Here is a 1637-nt window from a genome sequence, read left to right on the forward strand (position 1 = left end):
CCCGGAAATTTCACGCTACCCCCGTGAAAGCGAGGACGGCATTGCCCCTGGAATGCCCGTTTGTCGAGGTGCTGAATCTTGACGAAGGGCGGAGGCAATGCCGAATCCAGAATGTACCGGACAAGGTGAGCTCGATCTTGGGGTGATCGATTGCGGCCGACTGGGCCGACGCGTGGTGGAGGGGCGCTTCGACGGCGGCAGCATGACCAGCGACGCTGGAGTGATGCTGCTGTCGGCAACCGATCGACGACTGGGTCTGATCGAAGCGGCCGCGCGCTGCATAGCCGACCCGCGCAATCCGCTGCTGATCACGCACGCGGTGCGCGACATGTTGCGGCAGCGCGTGTATGCCCTGGCGCAAGGTTGGGAGGACTTGAACGACCACAAGACGCTGCGCTGCGACGTGGCGATGCAAACCGCCGTCGGGGTGGATCGCGAGGTGGCCAGCGCGCCCACGCTGTGCCGGCTGGAGAGCTGGGCCGACCGAGCGACGGCCGTGCGCTTGCATGCGGTCCTGGTCGAGCAGTTCATCGCCAGCTTCAAGCAACCGCCCGAGGAACTGGTGCTCGACTTCGACGCCACCGACAACCCGCTGCACGGACAGCAAGAGGGGCGTTTCTTCCACGGCTACTACGACTGCTACTGCTACCTGCCGCTGTACGTGTTCTGCGGCCAGCAGTTGTTGTGCGCGTACCTGCGCTCCAGTCGCATCGATGGGGCGCTGCACGCCGCGGCGATCCTGAAGCTGCTGGTGCGCCGGCTGCGTCAGCAGTGGCCCGAGGTGCGAATCATCTTCCGCGCCGACTCCGGCTTCTGCCGCCGGCGCATCATGAACTGGTGCGAGCGCGCCGGCGTGGGCTACGTCATCGGCCTGGCGCGCAATCCGCGGCTGGAGCAGCAGGTCGAATACGCGCAGCTGGCGCTCCAAGATCAGTACGAGCGCAGCGGCGCCAAGCAGCGCTGGGTGTCGGAGTTCAGCTACGCGGCAAAGACCTGGACGCACGAACGACGCGTGATCACGCGACTGGAATGGGGCAGCCAGGGCGGCAACCCGCGCTTCGTGGTCACCAACCTCGATCACCGGCCCGAAGACCTGTACGACGAGCTTTACTGCCAGCGCGGCGAGGCGGAAAACCGCATCAAGGAAGCGCAGATCGGGCTGTTCGCCACGCGCACCAGCTGCCACTACTTCGTCGCCAACCAGCTTCGCGTGCTGTTGGCCGCGCTGGCCTACGTGCTCATCGAGCGGCTGCGCGCGCTGGCGCTGTGCGGCACGGAGTTGGCCACCGCGCAGATCGACACCTTGCGCATCAGACTGCTCAAGCTCGGCGCGGTGGTCACGCGCAACACCCGGCGCATACGGCTGTACTTCGCCTCGAACTGGCCCAGCGCGGCGACCTTCGCGCACGCCATGCGCGTGCTGAACTCCGCATAGCTGCTCATCCAGCGCTTGGCCTGCGCGTAGACACAAAAATGGCTCGCAGCCCAGGCCGGGGAAGGGGCAATTGCCCGCTCAGCGGCCCCATTGCGGACGACAGGGGTCGCAATGTCCCAATTCGAGATCCAAATCTCGGCCAAATCGGCTGCCTCCAACCAAATCGGCCGTACAGCTCACCTACCGTGAAACATGCGGGCTA

At 65.6% G+C, this 1637-nt stretch carries 1 protein-coding gene; it reads left to right on the top strand.

Annotation, left to right across the window (positions count from 1 at the left end):
* The first annotated feature begins 97 nt into the window (after positions 1-97).
* Positions 98-1435, top strand: coding sequence for an IS1380 family transposase (locus HLB44_RS36640; protein WP_173135798.1), 1338 nt, complete (start codon positions 98-100; stop codon positions 1433-1435).
* Positions 1436-1637 lie beyond the last annotated feature (202 nt).

This window comes from Pseudaquabacterium terrae (assembly GCF_013266755.1).
Taxonomy (GTDB): Bacteria; Pseudomonadota; Gammaproteobacteria; order Burkholderiales; family Burkholderiaceae_C; genus Pseudaquabacterium; species Pseudaquabacterium terrae.

Bases quoted from the DNA above. Each gene is read 5' to 3' on its own strand.
- HLB44_RS36640 (WP_173135798.1), top strand. From the start codon at position 98: ATGCCGAATCCAGAATGTACCGGACAAGGTGAGCTCGATCTTGGGGTG.